The 23,985-nt window shown below is 59.0% G+C and carries 22 protein-coding genes; 14 read left to right on the top strand and 8 right to left on the bottom strand.

Features of this window, described 5'->3' with window-relative positions; translation table 11 throughout:
* Positions 1-71 precede the first annotated feature (71 nt).
* Positions 72-752 carry a P-loop NTPase family protein gene (locus ACVDG9_RS10060; protein WP_055653703.1) on the bottom strand — a complete coding sequence of 227 codons (681 nt, stop codon included), beginning with the start codon at positions 750-752 and terminating at the stop codon, positions 72-74.
* A 3-nt stretch (positions 753-755) separates the two neighbouring features.
* Positions 756-1,853 carry an AI-2E family transporter gene (locus ACVDG9_RS10055; protein WP_447237880.1) on the bottom strand — a complete coding sequence of 366 codons (1,098 nt, stop codon included), beginning with the start codon at positions 1,851-1,853 and terminating at the stop codon, positions 756-758.
* Between the two features lie 428 nt (positions 1,854-2,281).
* Between ACVDG9_RS10055 and purM the strand changes: the two genes are divergently transcribed.
* Together purM and purN are read left to right on the top strand one after the other, a co-directional pair.
* On the top strand, positions 2,282-3,358 hold the full coding sequence (gene purM / locus ACVDG9_RS10050; protein ID WP_447237879.1) for a phosphoribosylformylglycinamidine cyclo-ligase: 1,077 nt from the start codon (positions 2,282-2,284) through the stop codon (positions 3,356-3,358).
* Positions 3,355-4,002: a phosphoribosylglycinamide formyltransferase gene (purN, locus tag ACVDG9_RS10045; protein WP_447237878.1), complete on the top strand. Its 648-nt coding sequence runs from the start codon at positions 3,355-3,357 to the stop codon at positions 4,000-4,002. The genes purM and purN overlap by 4 nt, the downstream gene beginning before the upstream one ends.
* Positions 4,003-4,088: 86 nt before the next feature.
* On the opposite strand, the gene ACVDG9_RS10040 is transcribed toward purN, so the two are convergent.
* Complete coding sequence (locus tag ACVDG9_RS10040; protein WP_447237877.1) at positions 4,089-5,585, bottom strand: contractile injection system sheath protein; 1,497 nt, start codon at positions 5,583-5,585, stop codon at positions 4,089-4,091.
* 219 nt (positions 5,586-5,804) lie between these two features.
* Here ACVDG9_RS10040 and ACVDG9_RS10035 point away from each other — a divergent pair, with 219 nt between their 5' ends.
* Positions 5,805-7,421: a Na/Pi cotransporter family protein gene (locus ACVDG9_RS10035; protein WP_296601401.1), complete on the top strand. Its 1,617-nt coding sequence runs from the start codon at positions 5,805-5,807 to the stop codon at positions 7,419-7,421.
* Positions 7,422-7,453: 32 nt separating this feature from the next.
* Here ACVDG9_RS10035 and ACVDG9_RS10030 read toward each other — a convergent pair whose 3' ends face one another.
* From ACVDG9_RS10030 to ACVDG9_RS10020, 3 genes are read right to left on the bottom strand one after another with little or no spacing between them, the layout of a single operon-like run.
* Complete coding sequence (locus tag ACVDG9_RS10030) at positions 7,454-8,212, bottom strand: ABC transporter ATP-binding protein (RefSeq protein WP_055653694.1); 759 nt, start codon at positions 8,210-8,212, stop codon at positions 7,454-7,456.
* The gene (locus ACVDG9_RS10025) at positions 8,206-9,270 is read right to left on the bottom strand and encodes a FecCD family ABC transporter permease (RefSeq protein ID WP_062489027.1); all 1,065 of its coding nucleotides are present in this window, start codon (positions 9,268-9,270) and stop codon (positions 8,206-8,208) included. The genes ACVDG9_RS10030 and ACVDG9_RS10025 overlap by 7 nt, the downstream gene beginning before the upstream one ends.
* A gap of 1 nt (position 9,271) precedes the next feature.
* On the bottom strand, positions 9,272-10,351 hold the full coding sequence (locus ACVDG9_RS10020) for an ABC transporter substrate-binding protein (protein ID WP_447238299.1): 1,080 nt from the start codon (positions 10,349-10,351) through the stop codon (positions 9,272-9,274).
* Positions 10,352-10,538: 187 nt separating this feature from the next.
* Here ACVDG9_RS10020 and ACVDG9_RS10015 point away from each other — a divergent pair, with 187 nt between their 5' ends.
* Both ACVDG9_RS10015 and ACVDG9_RS10010 read left to right on the top strand, forming a co-directional pair.
* A complete protein-coding gene (locus ACVDG9_RS10015; protein WP_228868632.1) occupies positions 10,539-11,336 on the top strand; it encodes a class I SAM-dependent methyltransferase in 798 nt (265 codons plus the stop codon).
* A 224-nt stretch (positions 11,337-11,560) separates the two neighbouring features.
* Complete coding sequence (locus ACVDG9_RS10010) at positions 11,561-12,628, top strand: FecR family protein (protein ID WP_447237875.1); 1,068 nt, start codon at positions 11,561-11,563, stop codon at positions 12,626-12,628.
* Positions 12,629-12,658: 30 nt separating this feature from the next.
* Here the strand turns inward: ACVDG9_RS10010 and ACVDG9_RS10005 are convergent, their stop codons facing one another.
* A complete protein-coding gene (locus ACVDG9_RS10005; protein ID WP_152506918.1) occupies positions 12,659-13,396 on the bottom strand; it encodes a GntR family transcriptional regulator in 738 nt (245 codons plus the stop codon).
* Positions 13,397-13,655: 259 nt separating this feature from the next.
* Here ACVDG9_RS10005 and ACVDG9_RS10000 point away from each other — a divergent pair, with 259 nt between their 5' ends.
* From ACVDG9_RS10000 to ACVDG9_RS09980, 5 genes are all read left to right on the top strand, one after another.
* Complete coding sequence (locus ACVDG9_RS10000) at positions 13,656-14,648, top strand: ABC transporter ATP-binding protein (RefSeq protein ID WP_023004009.1); 993 nt, start codon at positions 13,656-13,658, stop codon at positions 14,646-14,648.
* Between the two features lie 65 nt (positions 14,649-14,713).
* Positions 14,714-16,024 carry an ABC transporter substrate-binding protein gene (locus ACVDG9_RS09995; protein ID WP_023014488.1) on the top strand — a complete coding sequence of 437 codons (1,311 nt, stop codon included), beginning with the start codon at positions 14,714-14,716 and terminating at the stop codon, positions 16,022-16,024.
* Positions 16,025-16,127: 103 nt separating this feature from the next.
* Entirely contained in the window at positions 16,128-17,057 is a 930-nt protein-coding gene (locus tag ACVDG9_RS09990) for an ABC transporter permease (RefSeq protein ID WP_023004007.1), read from the top strand.
* Between the two features lie 2 nt (positions 17,058-17,059).
* Positions 17,060-17,899: an ABC transporter permease gene (locus tag ACVDG9_RS09985; RefSeq protein WP_055653687.1), complete on the top strand. Its 840-nt coding sequence runs from the start codon at positions 17,060-17,062 to the stop codon at positions 17,897-17,899.
* Between the two features lie 8 nt (positions 17,900-17,907).
* Positions 17,908-18,570 (top strand): aspartate/glutamate racemase family protein, encoded by a 663-nt coding sequence (locus ACVDG9_RS09980; RefSeq protein ID WP_055653686.1) that lies wholly within the window; start codon positions 17,908-17,910, stop codon positions 18,568-18,570.
* A gap of 15 nt (positions 18,571-18,585) precedes the next feature.
* On the opposite strand, the gene ACVDG9_RS09975 is transcribed toward ACVDG9_RS09980, so the two are convergent.
* Positions 18,586-19,479: a LysR family transcriptional regulator gene (locus tag ACVDG9_RS09975; protein ID WP_055653685.1), complete on the bottom strand. Its 894-nt coding sequence runs from the start codon at positions 19,477-19,479 to the stop codon at positions 18,586-18,588.
* 226 nt (positions 19,480-19,705) lie between these two features.
* Here ACVDG9_RS09975 and ACVDG9_RS09970 point away from each other — a divergent pair, with 226 nt between their 5' ends.
* From ACVDG9_RS09970 to ACVDG9_RS09955, 4 genes are all read left to right on the top strand, one after another.
* Positions 19,706-20,518, top strand: a complete 813-nt coding sequence (locus ACVDG9_RS09970) for an HAD-IIA family hydrolase (RefSeq protein WP_447237874.1) — start codon at positions 19,706-19,708, stop codon at positions 20,516-20,518.
* Positions 20,512-21,438 (top strand): ABC transporter permease, encoded by a 927-nt coding sequence (locus tag ACVDG9_RS09965; protein ID WP_023004002.1) that lies wholly within the window; start codon positions 20,512-20,514, stop codon positions 21,436-21,438. The genes ACVDG9_RS09970 and ACVDG9_RS09965 overlap by 7 nt, the downstream gene beginning before the upstream one ends.
* A 4-nt stretch (positions 21,439-21,442) precedes the next feature.
* Entirely contained in the window at positions 21,443-22,345 is a 903-nt protein-coding gene (locus ACVDG9_RS09960) for an ABC transporter permease (protein WP_296604488.1), read from the top strand.
* Between the two features lie 63 nt (positions 22,346-22,408).
* Entirely contained in the window at positions 22,409-23,956 is a 1,548-nt protein-coding gene (locus tag ACVDG9_RS09955) for an ABC transporter substrate-binding protein (protein WP_055653678.1), read from the top strand.
* The last annotated feature ends 29 nt before the right edge of the window (positions 23,957-23,985 follow it).

Below are 23,985 nucleotides of genomic sequence, written 5' to 3'. Positions count from 1 at the left end.
TGCCTCAACGCCGCCGTGACTAACATGAACTTCTGAGCGGGCAAATGACAGTCCTGTGGCAGCATTGGCGATTATTGGCCTTTATGCACATTTTCCAAGACCCGCCCGGCAAGTGGTTTCGTGATCTTGACCCGCCCGGCAAGAGCCTCCTGATCGATCGCCTCCACGGCGCGCATGGCGACCTCGAGCGAACGTTCCATTCGCACCACAAGATAGTCGACGACACCTTGATCGACCGCAATCTGCCGGTCGGCAAACAACTTCACCAGAACACGGCGAAGGAGATCATCGTCCGGCTCCAGAATTTCGACAGGCGTGGCCGCGCGCAGGCGGGACTGCAGATCCGGAAGGGAAATTTTCCAGCTGGCAGGCCAGGTGCGGCTGGTGATGAGCACCGTCTTGCCCGCCTGACGTGCTGCGTTGAGAAGGTGGAACAGGGCCGTGTTGTCGATGCCCAGGTGCGCATCCTCGATCACGGCAGCGGGTGCGGCAACGAGTGTTTCCACGGACTGCGGATCGAGCTTGGAAGCAGCCAGAACGGCAGCGCCGGTCTCATCCTGAAAGGCCTGGACCAGATGGGTTTTTCCCGCGCCGACGGGACCTGCAAGCACAACGACCGGGGAAGGCCAATCCGGCCAGCGTTCCAGCAATTCGAACGCAGCCCGGTTGGAGCCTCCAACCAGATAGTCGTCACGGCTCAAGGCCGCTTCATGCGGCAATTCCAAAGGCAACTGGCGCGGTGTTTCCACCATTTTCTACTCTGATACCTGTTCTTCTTGCCCCGATACGGGATGATCGGTTCCCCGATAGACCGGGCTTGCGAGATACTGCTTCAGGGCAAAGCGTGCAAGCACGCCGATCATCGCGGCGGCGGGAACCGCGATCAGCATCCCCACAAATCCAAAGAGATATCCAAAGGCAAACAAGGCAAACATAAGCGTAACAGGATGCAGGCCCGTGCTTTCGCCAACAAGTTTGGGCTGCAGGATATTGCCCTCCAGAAACTGACCGACGCCAAAGATCGCGGCAACAGCGATGATCCAGGGCCATTCCGGCCAGAATTGGACAAGCGCCACACCGATGGACAGGATAAGCCCCAACCCGGCCCCGACGAAGGGAATGAAACTGACGAGACCAGCCACCATTCCGATCAGGAGACCGAAGTTCAGCCCGATCAGCGCCAGAGAAACAGCATAAAACGATCCCAGGATAAGACAGACCGACACCTGCCCGCGCACGAAACCGGCAACAGCCTGATCCATTTCCTTTGCAAGGCCGCGGATTTCTGCCAGATGATCACGCGGCAGCCAGCTGTCGATACGCGCGACCATGCGGTCCCAGTCGAGCAAAAGATAGAATGCAACAACCGGCGTAATGACGAAGAGCGACAGGATCGACAGCAACGCCTGACCGCCGCTCCAGAGCGACTGTGCCAGCTTGCCGACGAAGGAAGCCCCTTGCCCGATGAGATTGGACATGGAGGACTGGAGGTCTTCCGCATTGATGCCCGCAACGGACGCCAGATCGGCCGGAAAGTTATCCGACAGCAATGCCTGCAGCTTGCGGATCAGCTCCGGGAACTTTTCCAGGAAAAGGGCAAGCTGATTGCCCAACAGTGGCAGAAGCAGGATGAAGAACATCACGAGGATGAGGACGAAGGCGAACAGGATTGTCAGCGTCGCCCACATCCGCCCCATGCCCAGCTTTTCCAGCCGGTCGCAAACCGGATCCAGCAGATAGGCCACCGCCATGCCGGCAACGAAAGGGAGAAGCACGCTGGAGAAGACATACAGAAACAGGCAAAGAACAACGAGGGAAATCAGCCAGAACTGGACCTGACGGCGAAGGGTCATGTATGGCGCTCCTCGGTTGTGCCGGTGCGTAGGAATGGCTTTCTTCCGGACATGGAATTAAACCCCGCCTCCGGTCAAGTCCAGAAGAAGTCGGCTTTTCGCGGCATTGGTCCATCAAGGAGCCACTTCTGCCTCATGAGGCAAAGCCTATGACCACGTTTTCAAACAGGCCAGCAAGACCGATTTCCGGCAACAGGCTGTCTGCAGCACTCTTGCGCTGAAGGTTGATCCAGATGCTCCATGACCTCTTTTTTCGCCGGCAATACACTTTGAGCCATTCAAATTGGCCTGGTTTTGAAGAAAAATGCGGAAGTTGGCCTGCCATCTGTTCTTAAGCCCTGCGCAGAACCGCTCGCCTCTTGTGTTCCTTGGCGGCAGACTGTAATCCGCACTGGCACAGCCAACCGCACGCAGTCTCGGAGTGCCCCATGAGCGAATCCTCTGGTCCCAACGGCCTGACCTATGCCGATGCTGGTGTCGATATCGACGCCGGAAACGAACTGGTGAACCGCATCAAGCCGCTGGTCAAGGCAACTTCCCGCCCCGGGGCCGACAGCGATATCGGCGGTTTCGGTGGTCTTTTTGACCTGAAGGGCGCAGGGTTTCAGGATCCGATCCTTGTTGCCGCCAATGACGGCGTCGGTACCAAGTTGAAGATTGCGATTGAAACCGGCCAGCACCGCACTGTGGGCATCGACCTTGTTGCGATGTGTGTCAACGATCTGGTGGTCCAGGGCGCTGAACCGCTGTTCTTCCTCGACTATTTCGCGACCGGCGCGCTGGATGTGACCACTGCAACGGATGTGGTTGCCGGCATTGCAGACGGCTGCAAGATGGCAGGCGCCGCGCTGATCGGCGGCGAGACAGCTGAAATGCCGGGCATGTATGTGGAAGGCGACTACGATCTGGCAGGCTTCTCCGTCGGCGCCGTGGAACGTGGCGGGATCCTGCCGCGCCCGGACGTTGCCGCTGGCGACGTACTGCTTGCTCTGGCCTCCTCCGGCGTTCATTCCAACGGCTATTCCATGGTGCGCAAGATCATCGAACTGTCCGGCATGAACTGGTCGGACGCGGCACCGTTTGCAGCCGGCAAGACACTGGGCGAAGCCCTGATGGAACCGACCAGGATTTACGTCAAACCGCTGCTGGCCGCACTGAAGGAAACCTCCGGCATCAAGGCCCTTGCCCACATCACCGGTGGCGGCCTGCCGGAAAACCTGCCGCGCGTTCTGCCGAAGAATTGCTCCGCTCGCATCGATCTTGGCCAGATCAGCGTCCCGCCGGTGTTCGGCTGGCTCGCGAAATCGGGCGGCGTTGCCGAGAAGGAAATGCTGCGCACGTTCAACTGCGGCACCGGGATGGTGATTGTCGTGGCTGCGGACCAGGCCGATGCGGTTGCCGACGTCCTGCGCAATGCCGGTGAAACGGTCAGCAAGATCGGCGTCATCGAAGCTGAAGGCGCTGCACCGGTGCTGTTTGACGGTAGCCTGGACCTTGGCGCATGAGCCGCAAGAAGACTGCCATCCTGATCTCAGGACGCGGCTCCAACATGGGCGCGCTGATTTCCGCGGCAATGTCTCCCGACTATCCCGCCGAAATCACGCTTGTCCTGTCCAACCGGCCTGACGCCAAGGGACTGGAACGGGCCGCTGAGCTGGGCATTGCAACGACAGTTGTCGACCACAAGGACCATGCAGGTGATCGGGAAGCGTTCGAAAAATCGGTAGATGCCGTTTTGAAGGACCACAAGATCGACCTGGTCGCCCTTGCCGGTTTCATGCGTATCCTGACCCCCTACCTGGTCAATGCCTGGGCGGGCAGGATGATCAACATCCATCCGGCTCTCCTGCCCTCTTTCAAAGGCCTTGCCACACATGAGCGGGCCTTGCAGGAAGGTGTCAAGTTGCATGGTGCCACCGTGCATTATGTGTCTGCTGAAATGGACGATGGTCCGATCATCATGCAGGGAGCCGTCCCGGTTCTGGACAATGACACCCCTGACACGTTGGCTGCCCGTGTGCTGGACGTTGAACACCAGATCTACCCCAAGGCACTTTCCATGGTTGCCAGCGGCAAGGCCAAGGTGTCGGGAGCACGGGTAACCGGCAGCGGCAACAGCAACGAGACGGAAACGCTCATCTGGCCGTAGGCCGGACGGCTTTCCCCGCTTGCAGCAAAACGATCGCAGATTTTTCAGACCGATCCTGACGCGCCAAATGGATCGGTTTTCTCTGGCTAGCCTTTTCGCACCTTCTGCTGGAACGACAGGACAATGAATTCCGCCGGCTGCAAGAGCGAAACCTTCACCACGACGTTCATGCAACCGGCCTGAACATCGGCGCCCGTCATCGTCGTCCCAAGGCCGACTTCGACACCGTAGGCATCTTCTGACGAAGCGCCCGCGAGAGCCCCTTGTTTCCATAGCCCGTTCAGGAAATTTTCGATCACCGATTTCACCATAAGCCAGGTCGGAGCGGCGTTTGGCGCAAAGACAAAAGGATCCAGCGCCGCCTTGATCGATTGTTCCAGCATGATCGCGGTTCGGCGGATATTCACATAGCGCCATTCCGAGCTGTTACCGTCCAGCGTGCGTGCTCCCCAAACCACATTACCTCGCTCGGGAAACGACCGGATTGCGTTCACGGCTTTTCCGTCCAACGGAGTGTTCAGGTCTTCCTGCTCCGCATCGGAAATGGATACGCAAGGCGACACGACTGAATTGAGGCTGAGATTTGCCGGCGCTTTCCAGACACCATCCTGAGCGTCTGTCGCTGCATATGCACCTGCCAACGCGCCTGACGGAGGCATGACACTTACTGCTTTTACAGCTTGCGAGAGAAGCTCGTTGTAGCGCTTTGAAAGACCCCGCATGATCTTGTGAGTAGTGCATTTCCCCTCTTCGGAGATGTCGTCGCCCTCAAGTGATTTCACCGCCTTATCGAAAGCGGCTTTCCGGGCCTCATTGGCCTGAATGGCAGTCTCCTGGCCAACATGTTCGAAGAAGGCCTTGCGCGTACCAGCCGAAACATTTTCAAAGGTCATCGACCCCGCACCAAAGTGAGACGTATTCAACCAGGGATAATAGGCGGCAGCAAAGCTCATATCTTCCGCTGCGAGCAAGGTTCGCAGGCCGCTTTTTCCCGAGATCACGTCATTCTCGTCCAAAGTTCGCGCCCTTTCCCCATCGAACACGTCGACAATGGCGAAACGGTTTTGCAAGTCTGTACAATGGGCAAGGCATCTATTGCTGACGGTCTTGTAATCTTCTGACGACAACAACACCGCGTCGGGTATCACGATGACCGACGGTTCCTGCAGCTTGGCGAGCTCTCGCCAGACAGGTTCACCGAAATCCTCCACGGACTTGGTGAGAACGGGCTCTCCCGCGCCGTAACATCCAACCGACAAGATCCAGCAACCATGTCCTCCATTTTCGAAGAAAAGTCCCATGGCCGCATGCAAATTGAAGCGGCTTGCTTCCTCCAGGTCCAGAGCCGGCTTGCCATCCTGCAGGCTGAAGTCGAAACGAAACATGGGCCCAACGCCGAAACGGGCCTCGAATTCCGACATCGAGGAGATCCGCACCGGAATGCCGGTCACATCCTTGCCATCCACAATTGCTGTTTCCGTGTAGCCGACAAAGACCGCAACGCTCGTCGGGACCTGCACGACCGTGTTTGGGAAGGAGTTCAGCTCGGTGACATAAACACCCGGGGCCTCATACTTCTTCATTGCTCTCTTCCTCGTAGCGCGTCATCCGGCAGGAGCTTGATAAGCCTGACAGGTTCAAGCTCCCACAGTCGTGCAGGCGAGCAAAGGACTTTCTGCCTCAAGTTGCAGATGCTCCATGAAGCACCCTTCGCCTCAATCTGACGCTCAAGGATCGCAAATGCGAAGCCGATAGTATCTTGACTGATTGTGGGCGCTTAACCTGTCGGATAACGTGCCTGCATGTTTTTGAGTTTCATGTCCGCGCTTGGTGGCGTCGGGTTGTTTCTGATCGGTATGCTGCTACTGACCGACGGGCTGAAAGCCCTGGCGGCACAGCGCATGCGCGACGTGTTGTCCAGGTTTACCTCAACGCCCTTGTCGGGCGCCGTGACGGGTGCTCTCACCACCGCAGTCATCCAGTCATCCAGTGCAACCACAGTTGCCGCTGTCGGCTTTGTCGCTTCCGGCCTCCTCACCTTTCCCCAGGCGCTCGGCGTCATCTTCGGTGCCAACGTCGGCACGACCCTGACAGGGTGGCTGGTTGCGGTTCTCGGCTTCAAGCTGGATCTTGGCCAGATCGCCCTGCCCTTCGTGTTTTTTGGCGCGATTGCGCGGCTGGCATTCCGTGGCCGGATCGCACTCGCAGGCCAGGCGCTCGCGGGCTTTTGCCTGATCTTTATCGGCATCGAACACATGAAAGACGGTCTGGACGCCTTCAGCGGCGTGGTAACCCCGACCGACTTTCCGCCGGACACACTCTTCGGCCGGTTGCAGCTGGTGTTGATCGGCATGCTGATCACCGTCGTGACACAGTCCTCCAGCGCAGGCGTTGCAACGGCGCTGGCTGCGCTTGGCGCCGGTGCGATCAACTTTCCGCAAGCAGCGGCGCTGGTAATCGGCATGGACGTCGGAACCACATTTACGGCAGCTTTGGCGACCATCGGCGGTGGCACCATGGCCCGACGTACGGGCTATGCGCATGTGATCTACAACGTCATGACCGGTGTCATGGCGTTTTTCCTTCTAGGGCCGTTTCAGCTTGTGGCCGGGGCGTTGACCGGAAACGGCGACAGCCAGATTGCGCTTGTCGCATTTCACAGTTTCTTCAATGCGCTCGGCGTCGTCTTGGTGCTTCCACTTGCGCGGCCATTCGCCCGGCTGATCGAACATCTCGTTCCCGAAAAAGGCTCCGATCTGACCAGCCGTCTGGATCCGCTCGTATTGCGGGACCCGCACGCAGCCGCGTCCCTGGCAGGGCAGACCGTCGCACATCTGGAAACCTTGATCATCGAACGCCTGCGCAATCGGTTGGGCGCAAAGTCATCTGCTTATGAAGAACTGGATCGGGAGGACCTGGCCAAGGCCATCGCAGAAGCACGGACATATCTGGACAAGATCATCGTTCCGCCGAACGACATGGCCTTTCAGGAGGAACTGAAAGGCCTGTTTCACATTCTCGACCATTTGAGCCGCCTTCTCTACCGTTGCGACCAGCGGCAGAGGATCGACGAGCTGTCTTTGGATCACCGGCTCAAGCGCCTGGCGGGCCTGCTTCTCGGCGTCACGGACATTTCCACCAGGCAGAAGGACGCCAAGACACAGGAGAAGACGCTGGACCGGTTGCGGCTGCTGATGCGCCGACAACGCCGCCTCAATCGTGACCGGCTGATTGCAATGGCCGCCGCCGATGCAGTCCCGGCGGAAACAGTCTGGCTGAAACTGGATGCCTTGCGCTGGCTGCACAGGGTTTCCTATCACCTGTGGCGGATCCGGTTGCACCAGAATGTGCTTCTGGATGCGAACCGGGATCTGGCCTCGACTGTCGAAGAAGCCCGCATAGACGTCGACCAGGATTAATCGGCGTTGGCCATCGGCCGATCCACACACCGTCAGGCAGCGGACCGATCGATGATGACGTGATTTTCGCCGCGCGAACAGGCCTCCACGCGCGCCTCCACACGGTAGATGTCACGCAGCATCGCTGACGTGATGACATCTTCGGACGGGCCGGCTGCGACGAGACGCCCTTCGGCAATCACCATGGTGTTCCGGCAGAACCGCAGGGCATGATTGAGGTCGTGCAAGGCAATCAGAACCAGTGTGCCCTGGCGGCGTGCCAGATCGCGCATGAAGTTCAGAACCTCGACCTGCCGGTAGAGATCCAGCGCGGAGGTCGGTTCGTCCATCATCAAAACTTCCGGACGGCGTACCAGTGCCTGCGCAATCGAAACCAGCTGACGCTGACCGCCGGAGAGTTCGCCAAGGTTCCGGAACGCCAGGCTATCGATCTGAAGCGCCTTCAGGATCTGGTCGATTTCGACGAGTTCAGAGTCCTTTACACGCCAGCCCTCACCCTGTTTGGCAGCCAGCAGAACGGATTCATAAACCGTCAGGACGGCATTGGCGTGGGTATCCTGGGGCATGTAGCGGATGGCATCCCGGGGCGCTGCCCGGTTGCCGGCCAGCACGACATCGCCGGGGCCTTTCAATAGACCGGAGATGCGCTTGAACAAGGTCGATTTGCCGGCCGCGTTGGGACCGATCACCGCCGTCAGCTCACCGCCGGAGAAGACCGGCGTCGTGACCCCTTCGACCGCGAGAGTGGAGCCATAACGTGCGCCAACCCCTTTCAGCTGCAACGTTACCATGACTGCCTCCGGTCGGCGAAAATGAGCGCGAAGAAGAATGGAACCCCGACAAGCGCGGTGATGACGCCGATGGGCAGGATCGCCCCCGGAAGAATGATCTTGGAAACGACCGATGTTGCCGACAGCATCAAGGAACCGCACAAGATGGCCGCAGGCAGGAAGAAACGCTGGTCTTCTCCGACCAGCATCCGGGCAATGTGCGGTCCGACAAGCCCGACAAAACCGATCGTCCCGACAAAGGACACGGGGATCGCCGCCAGCAGACTGACGCCGAGCAGCGTTTTCAGCCGAAGCGACCTGATGTTGACGCCGAAACTCGCCGCCTTGACGTCGCCGAGCCGAAGGGCTGTCAGAGCCCAGGAATGCCTCGCGAAGAACGGCACGCAGACAACAAGAATGATGAAGGTCGCCAGAACCTTGCCCCATGTCGCCTTGGTCAGCGACCCCATGGTCCAGAAGACGACCGCAGCCAGCGCCTGTTCGGAAGCAAGATATTCCAGCAGCGACAACAGAGCGTTGAACGTGAACACCAATGCGATCCCCAGAAGAACGATGGTCTGAACAGTCACGCCCCGTACAGTGGACAGCAGATAGATGAACAGCGAAGCCGCCATGGCCATCAGGAAAGCATTGATCGGGACCATGTATTGCACTGCGGCCGGAAAGATCGCGACGCCGGCGACAAGCCCCAGGGCCGCGCCAAAGCTGGCAGCAGCGGAGATGCCTAGCGTGAAGGGGCTGGCCAGCGGATTGGCAAGGATCGTCTGCATCTGCGCACCCGCAAGGGACAGGCAGGCCCCAACGGTGATCGCCATCAGCGCGATCGGCATGCGAATGTCCCATAGGACGACGCGTGTCTGCAGATCGGCGCCGGACGGATTAACCAGGGCGGAAAGCACTTCCGACAGCGGATAGCGAGCCGGTCCGAGGGCCAGATCCAAAGAAAAGCTGAACGCCAGAGCGACGATCAGCCCGCAAATAACCAGAATGCGCCTGAACGCAAGGGCGCGGTAAAGACCGCGCCCCTCCTCAGCCGGAATGATTTCCGAAACCGCCATCTTATTTACTCGAGTTCAGCGAAACGAAGTAGCCTGGCCGGTAGTCGATCGGCAGGAAGCGGTCGTGCAATTCCTGGAAAGTCGCTTCCGGGTCAAGGTCAGCAAAGAGCTCCGGATGCAGCCATTTGGCGATCTGCTGAACAGCGACGAACTGGTAAGGGCTGTTGTAGAACTGGTGCCAGATGGCATGGACATTGTTGTCCCGGACAGCCTTTACGCCAGTAAAGCCCGGACGTTCCATCAGGCCCGCCAGCTTGTCTGCCGATACTTCCGGATCCGCGCCGGCGCCGACACCAACCCAATTCCCGCCGGGAACATACAGCTCCCAGTTTGCACCGGTCACAATGATCTGGTCCGGATCGGACGCGATGATCTGCTCCGGGTTGACGGTGCCGAAGGTGCCGGGAATGATCTCGGCAGCCATGTTGATGCCACCGGCCATTTCAACCATCTTGCCGAAATTCTCGTTTCCGAACGACATGCAGCAATCATCGGAATAGCCGCCTGCACGCTCCACGAACACAACGGGTTTCGCGAGATCTGACTGTGCCGCCAACTTGTCGGTCACCTTGGCGATCTCGGCTGCCCGGAATTCGATGAATTCCTGGGCCTTGTCTTCCTTGCCGTAGAGCTTGCCGATCAGGCGCATGGACGGCTCGGTGTTTTCCATCGGCTTTTCGCGGAAGTCGACATAGACAACCGGGATGCCGACCTTGCCGAGTTTCTCGATGTAGCCGCCTTCTTCGGTCGCAACCTTGGCGTCGAGGTTCAGGATGATCACGTCCGGCTGGAGTGCAACGGCCTGCTCGACATCGAAAGTGCCGTTCTTCATGCCGCCGAAAGTCGGCAGATCGGCCATTTCCGGGTACTTCTCGAGATACTGATGGTACCCGTCGTTGTCCGCCTTCTCGAAATCGTCTCGCCAGCCGACGACACGTTTGAAGGGGTCTTCACCATCCAGCGCGGCGGTGAAATAGATCTGACGCCCCTCGCCCAGGATGACCTTTTCCACCGGCACTTCGACCTCGACCTCACGGCCGGTAATATCCGTGACCGTTACCACGTCGCCGGCAAGTGCCATTGCCGGAAGAAAAGTAACTGTTACCAGCAAAGATGCTGCCAAGCTTTTGATTTTGCTCACATCCGCCTCGATTTTTTATTGAGGTTATAAGTTGAGTTTTAAATTCTTGTTTTTCGTATTTTTCCTGAGTATATGAGTCAAGAATTATCTTTTGGAATGGTTCCAAGCAACCGGAGCAATACGCCTGATGAGCGACGCAGACACACTCTCGAATTTCGATCTGCGTGAAGAAATCAAGGAATACTGGGGCAAGCGGGCCGAGACCTTCGACACCCAGCCGGGCCACGAGATTTTTTCCGACGAAGAGCACACAGCCTGGATAAGGCTGTTCGAAAAGCATCTGGGCCCGGGCGGCTCCAGGCGCGTTCTTGACCTTGCTTCTGGAACCGGCGTTATCTCGCACCTGCTCGACGACCTAGGCTTTGAGGTGACCGGCATGGACTGGGCGGAACCCATGCTTGCCAAGGCCCGAGAAAAGGCAATGAAACGCGGGCGCACGATCCGCTTTCTGCTTGGCGATGCCGAACGCACGATGGAAGCGTCCGAAAGCTACGATGCCATAACGTGCCGGCACCTTGTCTGGACCCTGGTCGATCCTGCGGCCGCCTTCGCGGAATGGCACCGGGTGCTGAAACCGGGAGGACAGTTGCTCGTCGTCGACGGAGACTTTGTCAATCCTGGCTGGTTCGCAAAGTTGCTCGCAACGTTTTCAAAAACTCGTGCTCGCTTTGGCTTGCTCGCGCAACCGGAAGCAAAGCCGGCAGACATGATGGAAACACATCGCAGCATCCTGTCCCGCGTTCATTTCTCGAGGGGAGCAAGGGCAGAAGCAGTCGTGGAGCTATTGCGACAGGCCGGCTTCACTCAAATCGTTGTCGATACGGACCTGAAAGCCGTTCACCGGGCACAACGGCGTCACCTGCCTTTCTTCAAGGGTCTGGAAAGGGCAACGCAGCACCGCTACGCAATCTGTGCCAGGAAATGAACCACCCGACCTGGGTTGCCGATTTGAATACCAAATCAACTATTCTTGACATGGTGAAAGAGTTATTACCCTCAGTACAACAGAAGAAATAAAGGCAACTCAAAATACCTAGACCAAACTATTTAAACTTACAATTGCAAGAATAAATTGAACCTTTATTCTTTACCCTACGTTAAGCCGGTATCGACAAGAGTGCATGACAACACAACTATCGAGTATTGCCGATGCACGCCGGCCACGCTGTTTACTGCCTTCCTTTTAACAGCCTTCCGGCTTTGCGCAGGACGCTGAAAACTCGTGCCGCAGCTGTTCTGCTGGCTCTGCTGCTTATTCCCCTGTCTGCAGGACTGACAAAAGCTTTTGCAGCCGAATGGGTGATCACACGGATTTCCGGAACGGTTTATCTCGTTGCACCAGGCATTCAGGCGCACCGGGCCCGCAAGGGGATGGCACTTCACAAGGGCCATACCATTGCGACGCGAAAGGGCGCACGCGCCGTACTTCAGCGAGGCAACGACAGCATCACGGTCGGCCCGAATACCGAATTTGCGCTGTCGCAATATCGCAGCAACGACAGCCAGACCACGCTGCTTCAACGCAAGGGAACGATCGATGTCGATGTCGAGACCCGCGGCAGACCGTTTTTCAGGGTTGAAACGCCTTATCTTGCAGCCGTCGTCAAGGGAACCCGCTTTTCGGTAACCGTAACCGGCAACGAAAGTCAGGTTTCGGTTCAGCGCGGCGTCGTTGGTGTTCAGGATCTCGCATCCGGTCAGCAAAGCGACCTGCGTGCAGGCCAAAGCGTCCAAAGCGCACCGGGGAAGTTCAACGGTCTCAAATCCGTCGGCAAGAGCCGCGCCGCCATCCAGCAAGGTACACCTGGCAAGCCCAGCTTCGGCGATACCCCGGCAAGCCTTTCACCTGCGGGCTCAAAAGCTCAGAACACCACCACTGGCGGGCGTGACAATGCCGCCAGCGGTAACGGCAACGCAAATGCCTCCTCCGGCAACTCGGGTGATCGCGGGCCAAGTGGTAACGCCAATGGGAACTCAAGCGGAAACTCTGGCGGAAACTCAGGCGCAAATTCTGGCGGAAACTCTGGTGCAAATTCCAGCGGAAGCTCTGGCGGTAACGCCGGTTCCGGTTCTGGTAACGCCGGTTCCGCAGGCGCATCAAACAGCGGCGGGGCAAGCGCCGGCGCGTCAGCTGGCGGGGCCAGCGCGGGCGCATCCACCGGAAACGGTGGCGCAAACGCAAATGCCGGTGGCGCCGGAGCTTCTGCCGGACGCTAACCTTCTCTCGCTCTTTCCGAGTTCCGCTCTTCAGCCGTTGCCGAGCGCTTCTCCCAGAGAGCGGCCGAGGGCTGACTTCTCTCGCAAATCCAGACCGGAATGCAGATCGACGATGTGGCTCTTCTGGATCTTCTCGGCTGCTGCGCCGTCGCGCTTTTCAAAGGCATTCATCAGGGCATGATGAGAGTGGCTTTCACAGGCAGTGTCTGAGCGCTTCCAGTAAAGAGCGATGATCAGCGAAGAGCGCGAGATCAGCGATCGGATCATGCCGGCGAACACCCGATGGTCGGCGATATCCGCAATCTCCGTATGAAAGCTTCCGGACAGGAACAGCGCCTTGCCCATGTCACCGGCATGAAGAGCTGCATGTTCCGCATCCAGATGTGCGTGCAACTGCGCGAGCTGCCTGTCGGTGATGACATCGGCTGCCAGCCTGGCCACGGCAGGCTCAATCAGCGCACGGGCCTGAAACACCTCGTGGGCCTCGCGGATCGATGGCTTTGCAACGAAGGCACCACGGTTCTTTTCCATGGCGACCAGCCCGGAATGGGCGAGTGCCTGCAACGCAGCGCGCACGACGGTACGGCTGACGCCATAAATTTCACCCACCTCATCCTCAGACAGTTTCAGCCCCGGTGTCAGTTTGTGTTCCAGAATGGCAGTCTGAAGCTTCAGGCAGATTTCAAGGGCCCGTCCCTGAGGTAGGGCAAAGACTTCATGCAGCTTGCTGCGTTGATCAAGATCGGCTGTGGTCACAGGTTTGGTCATTTTTCTTGAAGTGCCCAATGGGGGTTGAGCGGTGCCTTGATCCTACTCCCCGCCACCCGAAGCGGCAATCTAGGATCGTATACAATTTTTGTTCATATCGTATTTAATTTGCCAAAATATTGTGCACTTTTACCGGTGAGAATTTGCTCATTGCTCCGACTTCTCATCAGGATCTCCGGAATTCCGCCAGTTTTTCGCGTTGGCACGGCACTTGCTGTCTCAGGAGCCGAAAACGGTTTTCTGAAGGAGACGTCCGGCCATGGCGAAGTCCCTGGACCTTGAACTGGCAGCCACCACCAAGATCTATGGCGAGACCATTGCGGTCGACGCGATCAATCACAAATTCGCCGCCGGCACCTATTCTTGCCTGCTCGGGCCATCGGGCTGCGGCAAGTCTTCAACCCTGCGAATGATTGCCGGCCATGAAAGCGTCTCGACCGGCGACATCGTTCTGGGCGGCACCAACATCACCGATCTTCCACCTGCCCGGCGCGGCACGGCGATGATGTTCCAGAACTATGCGCTGTTTCCGCATCTGTCCGTGGTCGATAACGTCGCCTTTTCCCAGAAGATGAAAGGTGTCGAAAAACCGGTCAGGCTCAAGAAGGCCCGTCAGTTGCTGGAACTGGTGGATATGGCAGCGTATGCGGAACGGTTGCCTTCGCAGCTCTCCGGCGGTCAGCAGCAACGTGTTGCCCTGGCCCGTGCCCTGATTACCGAACCTTCCGTGCTTCTGCTTGACGAACCGCTGTCGGCACTCGATCCGTTCCTGCGTATCAAGATGCGGCTCGAGTTGAAGAAGCTGCAGCGCGAGCTCGGCATTTCCTTCATCCACGTCACGCACAGCCAGGACGAAGCCCTCGCGCTGGCGGACGACATCATCGTCATGAACGGCGGCAAGATCGAGCAGGCAGGCAGCCCGCGCGACGTGTTCAACACGCCAACAACCGAGTTCGTCGCCCGCTTCATCGGCGGCCACAACGTGCTGCAGCAGAAAGGCGCTTCGGTCGCGCTGCGGGCAGACAGGTTGAGGGTGAAAAAGGCGGCCGGAGAGGACGGCGCCGTTCTGACGGCCTTCGTCAAGGACGTCGAATACCTCGGCTCCACCGTCAATCTCGCGCTTGATGCGGGGGGCGCCGGCGATCTGACGGCCGCACTCACCGACGAAGCCTTTTTCCAGGACCCGATCGAAATCGGCGCAACCGTCTTCCTGACATGGAAGCCGGAAGACGCACACCAACTGGCTGCCTGAAGGCAGCCGATCGAAGGCCTTCTCCCGAGGCCGAACAAACTCCAGAGGGGAACAGGAGTAAGAACATGACAGATACAGTGGGAAAAACTGAACAGATGACCAAGAAAGGCGTCAGCCGCCGCAGCATCCTGAAAGGCGGCGCTGCAGCTGCCGGTGCGGCCCTGGGTTCGGGAGCCATTACCGGCTTCCCGACCATCTGGGCACAGAACATCAAGGACGTGACCCTGCGCCAGTTCGGCACCGGCGTTTCCAACCTCAACGAAGTGGCGCAGAAGGTGAAGGAAGATCTCGGCTTCACCCTGGAAATGACCGCTCTGGACAGTGACGCCGTCACCCAGCGTGCGGCGACCCAGCCGGACAGCTTCGACATTGCGGACATCGAATACTGGATCTGCAAGAAGGTCTGGCCGACCGGCAACCTGCAGGCAATGGACACCTCCAAGATCAAGAACTACGACAAGATCGTCGGCATCTTCAAAAGCGGCAAGCTGACGCCGGAATCCGTGATCGCACAGGGCACCGCGCCGCATACGGTCGGCTTTGTCGACGGTCCGGACGGCAAGGCGTTCGCCACCGAAGAAACCGGCTGGATGACACTCATCCCGACCATCTACAACGCCGACACACTCGGCATCCGTCCGGACCTGATCGGCCGCCCGATCGAAAGCTGGACCGAACTGCTGAACCCGGAATTCAAGGGCAAGGCATCGATCCTCGACATCTCTTCCATCGGCATCATGGATGCGGCCATGGTTTGCGAAGCCATGGGCGAAATCCAGTATGGCGACAAGGGCAACATGACCCGCGAAGAGATCGACAAGACCATGGCGATCTTCACCGAAGCCAAGAAAAACGGCCAGTTCCGCGCCTTCTGGAAGACCTTTGACGAAAGCGTCAACCTGATGGCGTCCGGCGAAGTCGTGATCCAGTCCATGTGGTCTCCGGCGATCACCGCCGTGAAGTCCCGCGGCATCGATTGCGTCTATCAGCCGCTCAAGGAAGGCTACCGGTCGTGGGGTGGTGGCATCGGTCTTTCCAAGAGCCTGACCGGCCTCGAACTGGAAGCAGCCTACGAATACATCAACTGGTATCTCGACGGCTGGGTCGGCGGCTTCCTGATGCGCCAGGGCTACTACTCGGCCGTGCCGGAAACCTCCAAGAACCACATGGACGAGAACGAGTGGGGTTACTGGTTCGAAGGCAAGGAAGCCACCGGCGACATCACCAACCCGTTCGGTGACGTTCTGGCGAAAGCCGGCGAAACCCGCGACGGCGGCTCGTTCTACGAGCGCATGGGTGCCGTTGCCTGCTGGAACGCTGTCATGGACGAGAACCAGTACATGGTTCGCAAGTGGAACGAGTTCATCGCCGCCTGAGGCTGAGCCGACACACTGGTGCCCGGGAAACTTTTCCCGGGCACTTCAAGACACCCGGGGCGAGCATGACACCCGCCTTCTCTACTTACCGGACCCGACCTTCATGACGGATCAGACACAGTCCATTTCCAGCGTGGCCCCGGCTGCGAAAGCTCGTGCAAAGGCTCCCTTCAGCCTCAGTCGCCTGCCCGATGCCATGACCGGCTGGCTACTGTCGCTGCCTCTGGCGCTGGTGCTGTTCTTCTTCCTGGTTCTGCCGATTGCCATGATCGTCGTGGTGAGTTTCTGGGGAGCGACGGAATTCTCGATCTACCCGGCCTTCCAGTTCGACAACTACGAATTCCTGCTGACGTCTCCAGTGACCTACCAGGTGTTCTTCAACACGGTGAAATACGCGCTGATCACCTGGGCGATCACACTGGTGATCGGATTTACCGTTGCCTATTTCCTCGCCTTTCACGTGCGCACACTGACCTGGCAGATCGTTCTGTTTCTGTTGTGCACGATCCCGTTCTGGACATCCAACATCATCCGCATGATTTCCTGGATCCCGTTCCTGGGCCGCAACGGCATCGCCAATTCCACGTTGATCTCGATGGGCGTCATTGACGAGCCGCTGGATTGGCTGCTCTTTTCCGATTTTTCGGTGATCCTGGCCTTTGTCCACCTCTACACGCTGTTCATGGTGGTCCCGATCTTCAACACCATGATGCGTATCGACCGCTCGCTGATCGAGGCAGCCTATGACAATGGTGCCACCGGTCTGCAGACACTCACCAACGTCATCATTCCGCTGACCAAACCCGGCATCATGATCGGTTCCATTTTTGTCGTCACGCTGGTGATGGGCGACTTCATTACCGTGCGCTTCATGTCCGGCAGCCAGAAGGCCAATGTCGGCAGGTTGATCTCCAACGACATCGCGCTTTTGCAATATCCCTCTGCCGCGGCAACAGCGGTCATCCTGCTGATCACGGTGCTTCTGGTGATCTCGATCCTGCTGCGCTTCGTCGACATCCGGAAGGAGCTCTGATCATGGAAAAACGTTCCCGCTCCTTTTATGCGCTTGCCGCGTTCTTTGGCCTTTTCCTGGTTTTCCTCTATGGCCCGACAGTCACCATCGCGATCCTGAGTTTTCAGGGACCGCAGGGCGGGCTGACCTTCCCGATGCGCGGCGTCTCGCTACACTGGTTCCACGACCTGTTCGAACAACAGGCGGTAGGTGATATCTGGGGCAGTTTCTCGCGCTCGCTCGTGCTTGGCCTCATGGTCATGGTGACAACGGTCGTTGTCTCCGTCATGGGCGGCCTTGCCTTCCGCAAGCGGTTTCCCGGGTCCGGTGCGATCTTCTATCTGATCATCACCTCGCTGGTGATCCCGTCGATCCTGGTTTCGCTTGGCGTCGGCCTGATCTTCTCCCAGTCCGGCCTTGCCGTGCATTGGTCGACCTCGGGCTTCGGCGCGCAGCTGACGTGGACCTTGCCCTTCGGCCTATTGATCATGTTCGCGGTTTTCAACCGTTTCGACAAATCCTACGAGGAGGCCGCACGCGACCAGGGCGCAAGCGCCTGGCAGACTGTCCGTCATGTCGTGCTGCCGATAATCGCGCCGATGCTGATCGGGGTCGCCCTGTTCGGTTTCACCCTGTCCTATGACGAGTTTGCCCGCACGCTTCTGACGGCCGGCAGCTACAACACGCTGCCGCTGGAAATCTACGGCATGACAACAAACGTCACGACGCCGGTGATCTTTGCTCTCGGCACTCTGACAACCGCCTTCTCCTTCGGCATCATCGGCCTGTTCCTGGCCATTGTCGTCATCCTGAACAAACGCAGGTCACGGCACGGCTCGGATGCCGGAAAGGGCATGGTCTAGGGCCTTACATGCGCGACATACACATCCTCGTCATCAATCCGAATTCCACGGCTTCAATGACGCAGAAGATCGCGGCGGCTGCTCGCGCCGCAGCTGGTCCCTTCAGCCGGATTACGGCCATCAATCCACTGGAGGGACCGGCAGCCATTCAGGGGCCAGCGGATGGCGAGGCTGCCCTGCCCGGCCTGTTCGATCTCTTCGAGCGCTCGCTGAAGACCGACCCAAGCATAAGCGCGGTCATCATCGCATGTTTCGACGATACCGGCCTGTGGGAACTGAAGGCGAAATCCCGCGTCCCGGTGGTTGGCATCGGCGAGGCGGCCTACCATGTTGCCTCCGTGGCGGCCGAACGGTTCTCGGTGGTTACCACCTTGTCCGTCTCCGTACCGGTGCTGGAAGAGAACCTGCAGCGCACCGGCCTTGCCGCCCGATGTGTCAGGGTGCGTGCATCGGACGTACCGGTTCTCGAACTGGAAAACCCCGAGAGCGATGCCCGGCACAAGATCGAGGCGGAAATCCAGGCCGCTCTGAGACTGGACGGCATCGGCGCAATCGCACTCGGTTGCGCCGGCATGGCGGATCTGGCCGCCGACCTGACGGCGCAATTCAAGGTACCCATCATTGATGGTGTGGCGTCCGCTGTGCGTCTTGCAGAGGCGATCACCGCCTAGGCGTCTCCGCGCCTGCTAGTGGTCCAGAATGACGTCCGCCTCCGTGCGGAAGCTTTCCACGGCGGAAAAGAAAACGTCGAACAGCATGCTGCGCTCGTCGCCGAGCGAGAAAACCACTTCCTCGTATTGGCGTTGCATGTCCGAGACCGGAACCCGGTGAACGACATCGGTTCGCCCGGTTCCGAATCGCCACATGAAACCGACCCCGAGGCCATTGACCACGGCTTCATAAACCGCGTCACGGGTGTCCAGTGTCAAAAGAGGCGAAGGCTCGAACCCGGCAGAACGAAAGGCCCTGTCGACCACCCGTTGGGTGGAGGATCCCCTTGTCCGGAAAATCAGGGGTTCGGCCATCAGCCGTTCGCAGGTCACGGCCGCCTCCCGGGAAAGCGGACTGTCGGGATGGACGATGGCAACGACATTTTGCCTTGCAAGCAAGGCACGCCGGAAACGGCCATCCGCAGGCACATCCGGCAGCACACCGATGTCGACTTCGCGGGTCAGCACTGCCCGCGTGATCCGCTCATGCGAACCTGTTTCCACCGCGATTTCGATGCCCGGATGCCGCTTGAGAAACTGCGCGATCAACGCCATGCCCGGCATCGAATTTCCCAATCCGATTTTCAAACGACCATTCAGCAAGGTGTTGTGGCGGGTCAAAAGCCGTGTTGCTGCGCGTTCGGCTTCTGCCATTCGTTCGGCGACGTCGCATAGCTCGTTGCACAGGGGGGTTGGCGACAAGACACCGTTTTTCCGGTCGAACAGGCGTACGCCGAATTCCGCTTCAAGGTCTTTCACATGACGCGCGACGGCCGGCTGCGAAATCTTCAGCGCCCGTGCCGCTGCAGCATATGAGCCTCCGGACGCGACCGCGTTCACGGCCCGAATGCGCGACAGGGAAAGTGTCATTCCAGGTTTTCTCCGATTAGCAAAGCCAAAGGTTTGATCACCTCAAACCATAGGTTCGCTCTGTTACGGCAGCGTCACAGAGTGACGACAATTTGATTGCGATTTCAGCGGGCCACGCCAACGGAGCACGGCCCTTCCTGACCAGAACAATCCGCCTGCCGTACCGGCGGATCCTAAATGCCAATCGGTGGTACCGAAAGGCAACCGGACAGATATGGACTTCGCAATGCGGGCTCGCAAAACAACAACAATTCAATGGCTTGGCGCCGCGGAGGTTGACGGTTATGCCGCAATCCTGTGCGATATGGACGGTTGCCTGATAGCCGCCGGACGAGCATTGCCGGGCGCAGAAGATTTTGTCCGGGCTGCCGGCAAAAGGGTATCGATCGTTTCGAACAACTCGGCCGACACATGCGTCACGCTATCGGCAAAACTGAACGCAATCGGCCTGCCTTTGCCGCAGGAAAGCATCTTTCTTGCAGGTGAGCTGGCTGTGCGCACGATCGCAGCGGAACGTCCGGGCGCGCGCATCCATGTAATTGCCGAACAGCCGCTTCACGCTCTTGCAACAGAGCTCGGCCTTGAGCGCGCAAACGATCGGACAGACGTCGTCCTGCTTGCCCGGGATACAAAGTTCACCCTGACCGGACTGGAAAAGGCCTTGCGACTGCTGGAGCAAGGCGCAGAGCTGGTCGTGACCAATCCGGATCTTTCCCACCCGAATGCGGACGGTCGCCCGGTGCCGGAAACCGGCTCCCTGCTTGCAGCCTTCAAGGCGTGCTGTCCGGAGATCGCGCCAAGGGTTATCGGCAAACCTCAGCCGTTCCTCATCGGCGCGGCACTCGAAGCTGCGGGCGTTCCGGCGAGCGAGGCTGTCTTTGTGGGCGACAACGCCGCGACCGACGGTGCGGCGGCAACCCTTGCCGGTCTCGATTTCATTCACCTCGTCGCAACGCCCTCGCCGCTCGCGAACGGCGCTCCGGTGGAAGACAAGTTACCGCTCGCTCACCCGTCGTCAGTGGAGGCGAGCGCATGCTGACCTACGTTCTGCGAACCCTCTTGCGGATGGCGATCACCCTGTTCCTCATCGTGACGCTCGTCTTCTTCGCCACCAGGCTTTCCGGAAATCCGGTCGACTTCGTTCTCGGCGAAGGCATCACCAAGGAAGACCGGGCCCTCCTGATCGCTTACTACGGTCTGGATTCATCCATCGGCACTCAGTACTGGCGCTATCTCAGCTCGGTGTTTTCGGGCGAGTTCGGACTGTCCTTCCTGGAAAGGCGGCCGGTTTCGGAAATCGTTCTCGAACGTGCCTGGCCATCCTTGAAACTGCTGCTGAGCGCCGTCTGCTTCACGCTGATAGTGTCCATACCGCTTGGCATTCTGGCCGCCATCTACCGCACCAGCATCATCGGCAGCGTGGTGATGGTGATCGCCTTTCTCGGATATGCCGTGCCGTCCTTCATCATCGGCATCCTGCTGGTGCTGATCTTTGCCTACACGCTCAACTGGCTTCCCGTCATCGGTGATGGGACGGCGCTGCATTTCATCATGCCGACGCTTGCCATTTCCGGCACGCTGGTTGCGGCGATCACCCGCTTCACCCGCAACGCCATGCTGGACGTGCTCAGCCAGGACTACATGCGCACAGCCCGTGCCAAGGGCCTGCCGGAGTGGATCGTCATCCTGAAGCACGGACTGCGCAACGCGTCGATCACGCTGCTTTCCGTGGTCGGACTACAGATCGCCAGCCTCGCGGCGGCGGGTAGCGTTGTCGTGGAATCGATCTTCGCATGGCCCGGTATCGGCGATCTCCTCGTCCGGTCCGCCATCCTGCGTGACTACCCCGTCCTCCAGTTCGGTGTCCTGTCCGTCGCTGTCGCGGTCATCGTGATCAACGCAGTGGTCGACATCGCCTACGCCTTCGCGGATCCGCGCATCCGCCTTGCCAAGGGATAAGCGCATGACCGAAGCAACGCACAACCTGTCTTCGCCGCGTAATACCGGCACAAGAACATACCGTCTGCCGATCTGGTCGGATGCGAACTGGATTGTCCGGATTGCGCTTCTCATCGGCCTGATCCTGGTCGTGACGGCACTTGCCGCCCCCTGGGTTGCCCCCTTCGACCCGAATGCCCAAAGTCTCATTTCCCGGCTGCGTCCGCCAATCGGGTTCGAACGCTACAAGGACGGCTTCTATTTCGGCACCGACGAACTCGGCCGGGATATCTTCTCCCGCTGCATCTACGGTCTGCGGCTGACCTTCGCACTCGCCCTTGCGGGAGCCGTTATCGGTCTACTGATCGGCGGTACATTGGGTCTGATGGCCGGCATCATCGGCGGTGTTTTCGAAGAGGTCATCATGGGCCTGGTCGACGCGCAGATCGCCATTCCCTTCACCCTGATTGCCCTTCTCATTCTGGCAGTCATGGGCTCATCCCTGGACGTGATGATCCTCGTGCTCGGTGTCTACGGGTGGGAGCAATACACGCGGATCGTGCGTGGTGAAGTGAAGAAGCTGATCCAGATGCCCTTTGTCGAAGCGGCACGTGCAGCAGGTGCTACGCCGCTCCGGATTGCGGTGAGGCACATCCTGCCCAATGTCGTCTCGCCGATCGTCGTCCAGTTCACACTGAACTTTTCCAACATCGTCATCCTGGAATCGACCCTGTCTTTCCTCGGTCTCGGCGTTCAACCGCCAACCGCAACGCTCGGATCGATGGTCGGCATCGGCCGCGACTATCTGCCGACGGCCCCCTGGATCGTTCTCGCCCCCGCGATGGTGATCCTGCTCCTCACATTCGCAGTCCAGATCCTTGGCGACTGGCTGCGCGACAAGGCGGATGTCCGTCTCAGGTCCCGCTGACCGAACCCAACCACAGAAGCCGGAACGGCCAACGCTCCACCCTAGCAGCCTTGGAGGCTCGATATGACCAAACTACTGGCAACCACCGCTCTTGCTTCGCTCATGGCGACAAGTGCCTTCGCAACAGAACTCACCGTTGGTGCAGCCAACGTGTCCAGCTACCTCGATCCGGGTCGCGATCACTCTAATGTCGGCTCACAGTTCTACTACAACGCGTTCGATACGCTGATCGCAAAGAACCACGACACCACCGACACTGAATGGCAGCCTGGCCTTGCGACAGAGTGGAAACTTGTCGAACCGACGATCATGGAACTGAAACTGCGTGAAGGCGTGAAGTTCCACAATGGTGCCGACATGACTGCCGACGATGTCGTGTTCTCGCTGAACCGGATGTATCAGGCCGACTTCCCACCCTATCAGGTGCGTGCCCGGGACCGTCTTGAAAACTTCGAGAAGGCCGAGAAGGTCGACGATCTCACCGTGCGCATCCATGCAAAGCGCCCGGAGCCTCTTTGGGAAACACTGCTGAACCTGCAGCAGGTCATGATCATTCCGGAAGCTTACACCAAGAGCCTTGCAGGCGACCCGGACAAGCTTGAGCATGACGACTTTGAAGCCTTTTCCCTGAAGCCGGTCGGCACAGGCCCATACAAGGTTGCCGAATTCGTGCCGGGCGAAACAGTGGTCTGGGAACGTTTTGACGACTTCTGGGGCGAAAAGGCACCGCTCGACAAGGTCACTGTCCGGCATATGCCGGAGACTGCTTCACGCATCACGGCCCTGAAAACAGGTGAAGCCGACATCGTCACCAACATCGCACCTGACCAGCTTCAGCTGATCGAGAACGATCCGGACATGAAGGCCGCCGGCAGCGCCACTGCCCTCTTCCACGTCATGATCATGAATGTGAACCATCCGAAACTGAAGGATGCCCGCATCCGTCAGGCCCTGTCGCTCGCCATCGACCGTGACACGCTGAACGAAGCCCTGTGGGGTGGCAAGGCCGTGGTTCCGTCCACGCACACGCTTGCGGAATTCGGCGAATTGTACCAGCCGGAGCTAACCACCTTCGAATACAATCCGGAGAAAGCCAGGGAACTGCTCAAGGAAGCAGGTTACGACGGCTTCGAAATCACCTACGACACCGCGCCGGGCTACTACACCAACGGCCTTCTGGCGGCCCAGGCCATCATGGAGATGTGGGCGGAAGTCGGTATCAAAGGCAAGGTCAACGTCCAGGACAAATGGAGCGGCAACTCCCCTGACATGATGACCCGCAACTGGTCCAACCCGATGTATTTCGCCGACCCGTTCGGCAGCTTCGGCGTCATGTGGGCTCCGAATGGTCCGTCTGAATCCGAAGGCCGTTTCAACACGGACGAAGACTACGCCAAGAGCTGGGAGCAGTTCCGCTTTAACGGTGATGTCGAGTTGCGTCGCGCGGCCTATGCGGAGCTGATGGAGCGCATCAAGCAGGATCCGCCGGTGCTGCCGCTGTATCGCCCCTATGAAAGCTGGGCGATGAAGACCAACGTCAACTGGGCTCCCAAGCCGGGTCACATTCCCTACGTGCTCGACTTCCGCGCCGGCTCCATTTCGTTCAACTAAGCAAAAAAGCGCCGCCGGTACACCGGCGG

The organism is Roseibium sp. RP-7 (assembly GCF_053005225.1).
The sequence above is the reverse complement of the archived record's forward strand: the minus strand, read 5'-3'. Positions and strand labels throughout refer to the sequence as shown.

Coding starts and splice junctions, on each gene's coding strand:
- ACVDG9_RS10060 (WP_055653703.1), bottom strand. CDS start 752: ATGGTGGAAACACCGCGCCAGTTGCCTTTGGAATTGCCGCATGAAGCG.
- ACVDG9_RS10025 (WP_062489027.1), bottom strand. CDS start 9,270: ATGGCGGTTTCGGAAATCATTCCGGCTGAGGAGGGGCGCGGTCTTTAC.
- ACVDG9_RS10035 (WP_296601401.1), top strand. CDS start 5,805: ATGTTTTTGAGTTTCATGTCCGCGCTTGGTGGCGTCGGGTTGTTTCTG.
- ACVDG9_RS10030 (WP_055653694.1), bottom strand. CDS start 8,212: ATGGTAACGTTGCAGCTGAAAGGGGTTGGCGCACGTTATGGCTCCACT.
- ACVDG9_RS09965 (WP_023004002.1), top strand. CDS start 20,512: ATGCTGACCTACGTTCTGCGAACCCTCTTGCGGATGGCGATCACCCTG.
- ACVDG9_RS10040 (WP_447237877.1), bottom strand. CDS start 5,585: ATGAAGAAGTATGAGGCCCCGGGTGTTTATGTCACCGAGCTGAACTCC.
- ACVDG9_RS09955 (WP_055653678.1), top strand. CDS start 22,409: ATGACCAAACTACTGGCAACCACCGCTCTTGCTTCGCTCATGGCGACA.
- ACVDG9_RS09960 (WP_296604488.1), top strand. CDS start 21,443: ATGACCGAAGCAACGCACAACCTGTCTTCGCCGCGTAATACCGGCACA.
- ACVDG9_RS10000 (WP_023004009.1), top strand. CDS start 13,656: ATGGCGAAGTCCCTGGACCTTGAACTGGCAGCCACCACCAAGATCTAT.
- ACVDG9_RS09995 (WP_023014488.1), top strand. CDS start 14,714: ATGACAGATACAGTGGGAAAAACTGAACAGATGACCAAGAAAGGCGTC.
- purN (WP_447237878.1), top strand. CDS start 3,355: ATGAGCCGCAAGAAGACTGCCATCCTGATCTCAGGACGCGGCTCCAAC.
- ACVDG9_RS10015 (WP_228868632.1), top strand. CDS start 10,539: ATGAGCGACGCAGACACACTCTCGAATTTCGATCTGCGTGAAGAAATC.
- ACVDG9_RS10055 (WP_447237880.1), bottom strand. CDS start 1,853: ATGACCCTTCGCCGTCAGGTCCAGTTCTGGCTGATTTCCCTCGTTGTT.
- ACVDG9_RS09980 (WP_055653686.1), top strand. CDS start 17,908: ATGCGCGACATACACATCCTCGTCATCAATCCGAATTCCACGGCTTCA.
- ACVDG9_RS09985 (WP_055653687.1), top strand. CDS start 17,060: ATGGAAAAACGTTCCCGCTCCTTTTATGCGCTTGCCGCGTTCTTTGGC.
- ACVDG9_RS10005 (WP_152506918.1), bottom strand. CDS start 13,396: ATGACCAAACCTGTGACCACAGCCGATCTTGATCAACGCAGCAAGCTG.
- purM (WP_447237879.1), top strand. CDS start 2,282: ATGAGCGAATCCTCTGGTCCCAACGGCCTGACCTATGCCGATGCTGGT.
- ACVDG9_RS10010 (WP_447237875.1), top strand. CDS start 11,561: ATGCACGCCGGCCACGCTGTTTACTGCCTTCCTTTTAACAGCCTTCCG.
- ACVDG9_RS09975 (WP_055653685.1), bottom strand. CDS start 19,479: ATGACACTTTCCCTGTCGCGCATTCGGGCCGTGAACGCGGTCGCGTCC.
- ACVDG9_RS09970 (WP_447237874.1), top strand. CDS start 19,706: ATGCGGGCTCGCAAAACAACAACAATTCAATGGCTTGGCGCCGCGGAG.
- ACVDG9_RS10020 (WP_447238299.1), bottom strand. CDS start 10,351: ATGGCACTTGCCGGCGACGTGGTAACGGTCACGGATATTACCGGCCGT.
- ACVDG9_RS09990 (WP_023004007.1), top strand. CDS start 16,128: ATGACGGATCAGACACAGTCCATTTCCAGCGTGGCCCCGGCTGCGAAA.